The organism is Pseudomonas sp. LB3P31 (genome assembly GCF_054897945.1).
This window is the reverse complement of record NZ_CM142710.1, coordinates 3976048-3985000: the sequence shown is the minus strand read 5'-3', so window position 1 is coordinate 3985000 and position 8953 is coordinate 3976048. Positions and strand designations below refer to the sequence as shown.

Below are 8953 nucleotides of genomic sequence, written 5' to 3'. Positions count from 1 at the left end.
GTTATTTCATCTTCATCATGTCATTCATCTTTTCCAATTCATCTTTTTCAAAGTCAAAATTACCTATGACCAAAGAATCGTCTAAAGCGCCACCGCTTTACCCGAAGACCCACCTGCTCGCTGCAAGCGGCATTGCCGCCCTTCTGAGCCTGGCGCTTCTGGTATTCCCTTCCAGCGATGTAGAAGCCAAAAAGACCACCCTGAGTCTTGAACTGGAAAGCCCTGCTGAACAACTGACACAAGATCAAGACGCCGCAGAAGCCGTTCAAGCCACAAATGAGGCAGTCGCTTCGCCTTTCGCGCAGATCGACAACAGCGCTGAAGAGCCCCAGGAAACCGCCCAGGTCGAGCCTGCCCCTGCGCCTGCGGTGGAAGAAAAGAAGCCGCCCACCCACCGGGAAGTGACAGTCGCCAAGGGTGACACGCTGTCGACCCTGTTCGAAAAAGTCGGCCTGCCAGCAACTTCCGTTCAAGACGTCCTGGCCAGCGACAAGCAGGCCAAACAGTTCACCCAGCTCAAGCGCGGGCAGAAACTCGAGTTCGAATTGACTCCGGACGGCCAACTGACCAGTCTGCACAGCAAGGTCAGCGACCTCGAAACCATTACCCTGAGCAAGAACGACAAGGGTTTCACCTTCAACCGCATTACCGCCAAACCTACCGTGCGCTCTGCCTATGTCCACGGTGTGATCAACAGCTCGCTGTCGCAGTCTGCCGCTCGCGCCGGCCTGTCCCACAGCCTGACCATGGACATGGCCAGCGTGTTTGGCTATGACGTCGACTTCGCCCAGGACATTCGCCAGGGTGACGAGTTTGACGTGATATACGAGCAGAAGGTCGTCAACGGCAAGGCCGTGGGTAATGGCCCGATCCTCTCCGCTCGGTTCACCAACCGCGGCAAGATCTATACCGCTGTTCGCTACACCAACAAACAAGGCAACAGCAGTTATTACACGGCTGACGGCAACAGCATGCGCAAGGCGTTCATCCGTACTCCGGTGGATTTCGCACGCATCAGTTCGAAGTTTTCCATGGGCCGTAAACACCCGATCCTGAACAAGATCCGCGCGCACAAGGGCGTCGACTATGCAGCCCCCCGCGGTACGCCGATCAAGGCAGCCGGTGACGGCAAAGTGTTGCTCGCAGGTCGTCGCGGTGGCTACGGCAATACCGTGATCATCCAGCACGGCAACACCTACCGTACGCTGTATGGCCACATGCAAGGCTTCGCCAAGGGCGTGAAGACCGGCGGCTCGGTGAAACAGGGCCAGGTTATCGGCTACATCGGCACTACCGGCCTGTCCACTGGCCCGCATTTGCACTACGAGTTCCAGGTCAACGGCGTGCACGTCGATCCGCTGGGCCAGAAAGTAGCGATGGCCGACCCGATTTCCAAAGCTGAACGCGCACGCTTCCTTGCCCAGAGCCAGCCATTGATGGCGCGTATGGACCAGGAAAAAGGCACCAAGCTGGCTTCGAAGCGCTAAGCCATGACGCTCTATATAGGTGTAATGTCCGGGACCAGCCTGGATGGCCTGGATATCGCGCTGATCGAGCTGGACCCGGCGATCAAGCTGATCGCCACGCACTACATTCCCATGCCGGAGTCCCTGCGTGCAGAGCTGCTGGCTTTGTGCGCCAGTGGCCCGGATGAGATAGCCCGCTCCGCCATTGCCCAGCAACACTGGGTAAAGCTGGCGGCGCAAGGCATCGCCACCCTCCTCGCCCAGCAGAACCTGCAGCCCACAGACATTCGTGCGATCGGCAGCCACGGCCAGACCGTTCGCCACGAGCCGGCGCGCGGGTTCACGGTGCAGATCGGCAACCCGGCCCTGCTCACCGAGCTGACCGGCATCACCGTGATCAGCGACTTCCGTAGCCGTGATGTCGCGGCGGGTGGCCAGGGTGCGCCGCTGGTTCCAGCGTTTCACGAAGCACTGTTTGAAGAGCAGACCGGCAACCGCGCCGTGTTGAACGTGGGCGGCTTCAGTAATCTCAGCCTGATCGAGCCTGGCAAAGCGGTCGCCGGCTTCGATTGCGGCCCGGGGAATGTGCTGCTGGACGCCTGGATTCACCAGCAGCGCGGCGACAACTTTGATCGCGACGGCCAGTGGGCCTCGAGCGGCAAGGTTGAACCGGCGCTATTGAAGTCATTGCTAAGTGATCCATTCTTCGTCACCCAAGGCCCTAAAAGTACCGGGCGCGAAGTGTTCAATCTGCCTTGGCTGACCCGGCATCTGTCGCACCTGCCGGCATTTGCCCCGCAAGACGTGCAGGCGACGCTGCTGGAACTCACTGCGCTGACCATCGTCGAGTCACTGCAACAGGCGCAGTCAGCAACCCGAGAGTTGCTGGTCTGCGGCGGTGGCGCGCATAACTTCGCGCTGATGGATCGACTGGCCAGCCTGCTACCAGCCGCGACAGTCAGCAGCACCAGCGCCTACGGCGTCGATCCTGACTGGGTAGAAGCCATGGCATTCGCCTGGCTCGCTCATTGCTGCCTTGAAGGTATCGCGGCCAATCGCCCTAGCGTCACCGGCGCCCGCGGCTTGCGGGTACTCGGCGCCATTTACCCGGCCTGACTGGCGCATAAATCGCGTACAGCAAAACGCCGCACATCCTTGGGGATTGTGCGGCGCTCAGGTAATGACAAACTTTTGCTCAGATCGAGAACGAAGAACCGCAGCCACAGGTGGTCGAGGCATTCGGGTTCTTGATCACGAATCGCGAACCTTCCAGACCTTCCTGGTAATCGACCTCGGCACCTGCCAGGTATTGGAAACTCATCGGGTCCACGACCAGGCTGACACCTTCGCGCTCGACAATGGTGTCGTCATCGGCCACTTCTTCATCGAAGGTGAAGCCGTACTGAAAACCTGAACAACCACCGCCCGTAACGAATACGCGCAGCTTCAAGCGATCATTCCCCTCTTCATCGACCAGGCTCTTCACCTTGTGCGCAGCACCGTGGGTAAATTGCAAAGCCGTGGGGGTGAAGGATTCGACGCTCATGCTAACTATCTCCCGGCGTTACGCCGCCATAATGCGTGATGACGCGCATTATCCGCTTCTCCTAGAAAATCGGTCAACTATTGTTACGGTATATCAATCAAGCAAATTGTCCGACCCTAATGCAAAAAGGCCCGCTAAACGGGCCTTTTGGCTGATCAGGATAACGCGTTACGGCAACATGCCCGCATGGGACAGCCCCAGGCGCTCATCCAGGCCAAACAGAATGTTGAGGTTCTGCACTGCCTGGCCCGACGCGCCCTTCACCAGATTGTCGATGACCGACAACACCACGACCAGATCACCATCCTGTGGACGATGCACGGCAATGCGGCAGACATTGGCCCCGCGTACGCTGCGGGTTTCCGGGTGGCTGCCGGCTGGCATCACATCGACGAACGGTTCGTTGGCGTAGCGCTTTTCGAACAGCGCCTGCAGATCTACCGAACGATCGACGACGGTGGCATAGAGCGTCGAGTGGATGCCGCGAATCATTGGGGTCAGGTGCGGCACGAAGGTCAGGCCGACTTCCTTGCCCGAGGCGCGACGCAGGCCCTGGCGGATTTCCGGCAGATGGCGGTGACCTTTGACCGCGTAGGCTTTCATGCTTTCCGACGTTTCGGAGTACAGCGAACCGACAGCAGCACCACGACCGGCACCGCTGACGCCGGATTTGCAGTCGGCGATCAGGCGCGAGGTATCGGCCAGGCCAGCTTCAAGCAACGGCAGGAAACCCAGTTGAGTGGCCGTTGGGTAGCAACCCGGCACTGCGATCAGGCGAGCCTGCTTGATCTGCTCGCGATTGACTTCAGGTAAACCGTAGACCGCCTCCTCCAGCAGTTGCGGCGCACCATGCGGCTGACCGTACCATTTGGCCCATTCATCGGCGTCTTGCAGGCGGAAGTCCGCCGACAGGTCGATGACCTTGGTGCCAGCCTCCAGCAGCTCGCCTGCCAGGCCGTGCGCGACACCGTGCGGCGTAGCGAAAAACACCACGTCGCAAGCACCCAGGGTCTTGATGTCCGGAACGCTGAACGCCAAGCCGTCGTAATGACCGCGCAGGTTTGGGTACATGTCAGCCACGGCCAGACCGGCCTCGGATCGGGAAGTGATGACTGCCACTTCAGCTTGCGGATGCTGTGCCAACAGACGCAGCAGTTCGACACCGGTGTAACCCGTGCCGCCGACGATACCGACCTTGACCATAAACCTGCCCTCAACGAACCACTGGAAAGCCGACGATAATAGGGCCCGTATCGTCCTGCGACAACCGGCAAGGTGACGTGTGGGCGCTCAAGCCTCTACTATTCGGGCTACCGTGAACCTGGGAATAACTAAAAATGCTTTATCTGTGGCTCAAAGCGCTTCATATCGTCAGCATGGTCTGCTGGTTTGCCGGCCTGTTCTACCTGCCGCGCCTGTTCGTGTATCACGCGCAAAGCGAGGACACCGTGAGCAAGGAGCGCTTCAGCCTGATGGAGCGCAAGCTGTACCGCGGCATCATGGGCCCGGCGATGATCGCCACGCTGGTCTTCGGTATTGCCCTGATCTACCTCAACCCCAGCATCTTTTCCCAGGGTGCCTGGATTCACGCCAAGCTGACGCTGGTAGTGTTCCTCATCGGCTATCACCACATGTGCGGCGCACAGGTAAAACGTTTTGCCCGTGGCGAAAACACCCGCAGCCATGTCTTTTATCGCTGGTTCAATGAAGTGCCGGTTCTGCTATTGCTGGCTATCGTAATTCTGGTCGTGGTTCGGCCGTTCTAACTTCAACAGACACAACTCACCGGGGTACTTCCAATGTCGCTGCCCGCTTTGCTCGAACAACGCCTGCGCCTTCCCCTGGTGGTGGCGCCGATGTTCCTGATCTCCAACCCGCAGCTGGTACTGGCCTGTTGCCGAAATGGCGTTGTCGGAAGCTTCCCGGCACTGAACCAGCGCGAAAGCAGCGGCTTCAAGGCCTGGCTGCAGGAGATCGAAGCAGGGTTGGCGACTCTGGATAACCCGGCGCCGTACGCGGTGAACCTCATCGTCCACAACAGCAACCCGCGGCTTGAAGCTGACCTGCAGATTTGCGTCGAGCACAAAGTGCCGATCGTGATTACCAGCCTAGGCGCAGTCAAGGAACTGGTCGATGCTGTTCACAGCTATGGCGGCCTGGTGTTTCACGACGTGACGACTCGTCGTCACGCCGAAAAGGCCGCCGAGGCTGGAGTAGACGGTCTCATCGCCGTGGCGGCCGGCGCCGGTGGCCATGCTGGCACCTGGAGTCCGTTCTCGCTGATTGCCGAGATTCGCCAATTCTTCGACAAAACGCTGCTGCTGGCTGGTTGTCTGAACCACGGACACGAGATCCTCGCCGCGCAATTGCTCGGCGCCGATCTCGCCTATTTCGGCACGCGCTTTATCGGCACCACCGAAAGTCATGCACCTGATGCCTACAAACAGATGCTGCTGGACTCCCGAGCCGCAGATATCGTCCATACTCCAGCCGTTTCCGGCGTACCGGCCAGTTTCATGCGCCAGAGCCTGGAGGCTGCCGGGTTCGACACGGCGGCACTGCAAGGCAAGGGTGAAATGACCTTCGGCTCCAAACTCAAGCCAATCAGCGACGAAGCCAAGGCGTGGAAGACTGTCTGGTCTGCAGGACAGGGCGTCGGGGAAATCGACGATCTGCCGAGCGTGGATGAACTGGTGGCACGCCTTGATGCCGAATACCGCAAGGCACTGGACCTGGCGTCGGCGCTGCCGAAACGCTGGCCACGTTAAAACGCCCTACCCTGCCCCCCAATGACTACTCGCGACAAGGATGCCTTGCAATGAGCGAAAACCGTTTCAAGATCGTGTTCGACGGCGCTCTGCTGCCAGGCGTTGACGTCACCACCGCCAAACTCAACCTCGCCGAGCTGTTCAAAAGTGATGTGGCCGCCATCGAACGGCTGTTCAGCGGCCGTCCAGTTGCGCTGAAACGCGACCTTTCACACACCGATGCACAGACTTATCTGCAGGCACTGCGCAAAACCGGCATCGATGCCCGGATCGAAAGCGAGCCATCGATCGCGCTGGACCTGTCCGATGTACATGATCAGGTCGCCACGCCTGCCTTCGTCAGGGATCCGCAATCGCCCTATGCTCCTCCGAGCGCAGCGGTCGGTGAAACGGTGACGGGGTTCGCTAGGCTCAAACCCTTCAGTTTCGACGGGCGTATCGGTCGTTTGCGCTTTCTTGCCTGGACGTTGGTACTAATGCTGGTGACCCTGGGCCTGGGAACCGTCCTGGCGCTCTTCGGCCTGGCCCTTTACAACACGGACTCAAGCGCCGGCCTGATTCTCACCGGCCTGCTGGCGTCCATCCTGGTCGTGGCGCTCGCTTTCGTCAGCATCCAGTTCAGCGTCCAGCGCCTGCACGACATTGGCTGGTCTGGCTGGCTGTGGCTGCTGAACCTGGTGCCTTTTGTTGGCAGCTTCTTTCCCTTCGTCATGATGGCCATGCCCGGTAACAGCACTGCCAATCGATACGGTCCGCCACCTCCACCCAACAGCAACGCGGTCAAGGTCCTGGCTGCACTGTGGCTGGGAGTCATCGTATTGATGTTCGTCGGCGGCCTGGCCGGTGGCCTCTCGGCAATTCGCAGTGAGTACCAGGACGCGACCCAGAGTGCTTTTGAAAGTGACTCGATCAGCCCTTCCGAGATCGAAGATCAAAGCCCTGTAGAAGCAGAGCCTGCGCCAAATTCAGCTGACGATGCAGCCGAAGAAGCCCAGCCCCCTGTAGACTCTGCGAAAGAATGAACAGCACTCCCCGCCCGTGACACCTGCGTCGCCGGCGCGGAGCGGTTGCGATGGAGAACTGCATGACCCGTTACGCTCTGATCACTGGCGCTTCCAGCGGCATCGGCCTGGCGATGGCCGAAGCGCTGGCCCGGCGCGGCCGCAGCCTGATCCTGGTGGCCCGACAGCGTGATCAGCTGGAAAGCATTGCGATTGAACTGACCCAACGTTTTGACGTAGAAGTGTTGTTCCGTGCCTGTGACCTGGGTGAGCCACTGCGGCTGTCCGGTTTCCTGCTCGAGCTTGAGGAAGGTGACCGGCAGATCGACCTGCTGGTAAATTGCGCCGGCATTGGCACATGCGGCCCGTTCCTCGCCCAGGACTGGATGACCGAGCAAGACCTGATCGAGGTGAACATCCTGGCGATGACTCGCCTGTGCCATGCCGTCGGAAACAGCATGGCCTTGCAGGGTGGCGGACAAATTCTCAACGTCGCGTCGGTTGCAGCCTTTCTCCCCGGCCCGTGGATGAGCACCTATTACGCCAGCAAGGCCTATGTGCTGAATTTCTCCGAAGGGCTGCGGGTGGAACTGAAGAAATGTGCGATCAAGGTGTCGGTGCTCTGCCCCGGCCCGACGCGCACCGGTTTTTTCCGCACGGCGCAGTTGAATACCGACAAGCTGGAGAACACCAACCTGATGATGAGCCCCGAGGAAGTTGCGCTCTACACCGTTCGCGCGCTTGAGAAGAATCGCGCCATCATCATCCCAGGTCGACGCAACCGCTGGCGGGCGTTCCTGCCGCGCCTCGGCTCACGCTGGCTGAACCGGACAATCGCCGGCATGGTCAACAAGGCCCACTGCCCGCGCTGAAGCCTTTCGCGTTAAATCCCTGGGCCCGGGCCAGACCCGTGGGTACACTCAGGCCAGATCAAATAACGGAGAAAACAGCTGTGGATACTCTGTTCACCAAGATCATCAACCGGGAAATTCCGGCCAAGATCATTTACGAGGACGACCAGGTTCTGGCCTTCCACGACATCGCTCCACAGGCCCCGGTGCATTTCCTGGTGATTCCGAAGAAGGCGGTGCGCACCTTGAACGACCTCACCGAGGACGACAAGGCATTGGCCGGGCACATCCTGTTCACCGCCCAGCGCCTGGCTCTGGAACTGGGTTGCGAGAAAGGCTTTCGCGTGGTGATGAACTGCAATGAAGATGGCGGGCAAACCGTTTATCACATTCATATGCATGTATTGGGTCAACGGCAGATGACCTGGCCACCGGGCTGACCCAAATTCTTCTTCTGTTTCGCTGCCTTTCCTGTGGGAGCAAGGCTTGCCCGCGATGGCGTCGTCAAAATCGCCATCGCGGGCAAGCCTTGCTCCCACAGAATCACAGGTATCAAAGGTATCTGTGGAGTTCCTGCCACAAATGACCCAACGCAAACTTTCCCCTGCCTAATCGGTTAAACTGGCCGCCGAGATTCTTCCCGGAGGTCAGCATGACTACCCAACGTCACTACTCGCCCATTGACCGTCTTCTGCTGCAAGCCGATGCCGCGATGCGTACCCTGCTGCCCTTCAGTGGTCAGCCGTACCGCCCGTCCCCCGCTATTGTGCAGCCGGAAGTGCAGATGAGCGACGAGGACACCCGGCACGTGGCCGGCCTCATGCGCATCAACCATACCGGCGAAGTCTGTGCCCAGGCGCTGTATCAAGGCCAGGCATTGACCGCGAAGCTGCCGCATGTGCGTGCAGCCATGGAACATGCCGCCGAAGAAGAGATCGACCATTTGGTCTGGTGCGAACAACGCATCCACCAATTGGGTAGCCACACCAGCATTCTCAATCCGCTGTTCTACGGCATGTCGTTTGGAATTGGCGCGGTGGCCGGGTTGATTAGCGACAAGGTGAGCCTGGGCTTTGTGGCCGCCACCGAGCATCAGGTGTGCAAGCATCTGAATGAACACCTGGAGCAATTGCCGGCCGAGGACGAGAAGTCCCGGGCGATTCTTGAACAGATGCGCATTGATGAAGAACATCATGCGGAAAGTGCACTGGATGCTGGCGGGTTTCGTTTTCCAGCGCCGGTGAAGTTCGGGATGAGCTTGTTGGCCAAGGTGATGACCAAAAGCACCTATCGGATCTGATCTGATCTGATCTGTGGGAGC

General features: G+C 59.4%; 10 protein-coding genes. 8 read left to right on the top strand and 2 right to left on the bottom strand.

Annotated elements, in window-relative coordinates; all coding sequences use genetic code 11:
- The first annotated feature begins 65 nt into the window (after positions 1-65).
- Positions 66-1487 (top strand): peptidoglycan DD-metalloendopeptidase family protein, encoded by a 1422-nt coding sequence (locus ACYZTK_RS18015; RefSeq protein WP_462011118.1) that lies wholly within the window; start codon positions 66-68, stop codon positions 1485-1487.
- Between the two features lie 3 nt (positions 1488-1490).
- Positions 1491-2582 carry an anhydro-N-acetylmuramic acid kinase gene (locus ACYZTK_RS18010; protein WP_462011117.1) on the top strand — a complete coding sequence of 364 codons (1092 nt, stop codon included), beginning with the start codon at positions 1491-1493 and terminating at the stop codon, positions 2580-2582.
- Positions 2583-2661: 79 nt separating this feature from the next.
- Here ACYZTK_RS18010 and erpA read toward each other — a convergent pair whose 3' ends face one another.
- Positions 2662-3012 (bottom strand): iron-sulfur cluster insertion protein ErpA, encoded by a 351-nt coding sequence (gene erpA / locus ACYZTK_RS18005; RefSeq protein WP_007947969.1) that lies wholly within the window; start codon positions 3010-3012, stop codon positions 2662-2664.
- A gap of 168 nt (positions 3013-3180) precedes the next feature.
- Complete coding sequence (gene argC, locus ACYZTK_RS18000; RefSeq protein WP_462011116.1) at positions 3181-4215, bottom strand: N-acetyl-gamma-glutamyl-phosphate reductase; 1035 nt, start codon at positions 4213-4215, stop codon at positions 3181-3183.
- Between the two features lie 134 nt (positions 4216-4349).
- On the opposite strand from argC, the gene hemJ reads away from it, so the two are divergent.
- The 6 genes from hemJ to coq7 all read left to right on the top strand — a co-directional run bounded on the left by hemJ (position 4350) and on the right by coq7 (position 8932).
- On the top strand, positions 4350-4778 hold the full coding sequence (hemJ, locus tag ACYZTK_RS17995; RefSeq protein ID WP_462011115.1) for a protoporphyrinogen oxidase HemJ: 429 nt from the start codon (positions 4350-4352) through the stop codon (positions 4776-4778).
- A 33-nt stretch (positions 4779-4811) separates the two neighbouring features.
- Positions 4812-5780 (top strand): NAD(P)H-dependent flavin oxidoreductase, encoded by a 969-nt coding sequence (locus ACYZTK_RS17990; protein ID WP_462011114.1) that lies wholly within the window; start codon positions 4812-4814, stop codon positions 5778-5780.
- 50 nt (positions 5781-5830) lie between these two features.
- The gene (locus ACYZTK_RS17985) at positions 5831-6802 is read left to right on the top strand and encodes a DUF805 domain-containing protein (RefSeq protein WP_462011113.1); all 972 of its coding nucleotides are present in this window, start codon (positions 5831-5833) and stop codon (positions 6800-6802) included.
- A 62-nt stretch (positions 6803-6864) separates the two neighbouring features.
- Positions 6865-7653: an SDR family NAD(P)-dependent oxidoreductase gene (locus ACYZTK_RS17980; RefSeq protein WP_462011112.1), complete on the top strand. Its 789-nt coding sequence runs from the start codon at positions 6865-6867 to the stop codon at positions 7651-7653.
- An 80-nt stretch (positions 7654-7733) separates the two neighbouring features.
- Complete coding sequence (locus ACYZTK_RS17975; RefSeq protein ID WP_462011111.1) at positions 7734-8072, top strand: histidine triad nucleotide-binding protein; 339 nt, start codon at positions 7734-7736, stop codon at positions 8070-8072.
- Between the two features lie 212 nt (positions 8073-8284).
- Positions 8285-8932 (top strand): 2-polyprenyl-3-methyl-6-methoxy-1,4-benzoquinone monooxygenase, encoded by a 648-nt coding sequence (gene coq7, locus ACYZTK_RS17970; protein WP_462011110.1) that lies wholly within the window; start codon positions 8285-8287, stop codon positions 8930-8932.
- The last annotated feature ends 21 nt before the right edge of the window (positions 8933-8953 follow it).